Origin of the sequence: Petralouisia muris, from assembly GCF_004793545.1 — a bacterium.
Classification (GTDB): Bacteria; Bacillota; Clostridia; order Lachnospirales; family Lachnospiraceae; genus Petralouisia; species Petralouisia muris.
On the sequence record NZ_SRYA01000270.1, the window covers coordinates 1 to 363 of the forward strand.

The window sequence follows — 363 nt, forward strand, 5'->3', positions numbered from 1 at the left end:
CCATGTGGACTGAATTTTTCAACTGATTTTTGCGTTTTCAACTGAATTTTTGCAGCCACTTTTTCTCTTTCAGTTGACTTTTTCAACGCACTGCCGCTCTGGGCGGCTCAGGAGCGGAAATACACCTTTTTGCAGTCTGAAGCCACTGGTTATAGTCCTTGAACGGCTTCGGCGGCAGGCAGTCCTCCACTTCATAATCCAGTCCGTAGTATTTTTCCATGAGCGCATCTGCCGCTTTCCTGCCCGGTTCATCATTGTCAAGACAGAAAGAAATCTTCCTGACCTTTGGGTGTTCCTCTAAAAATGTGGCAAGCGGCGCATCGGAAAGCATCCCAAGCGCCAGCTTGTTTGTCACATAATCGC

Annotated in this window: 1 protein-coding gene; it reads right to left on the bottom strand. The window is 47.9% G+C overall.

Annotation, left to right across the window (positions count from 1 at the left end):
• Window positions 1-82: 82 nt before the first annotated feature.
• A partial coding sequence (locus E5329_RS29465; protein ID WP_135992603.1) for a toprim domain-containing protein occupies window positions 83-363 on the bottom strand: 281 nt, incomplete at its 5' end.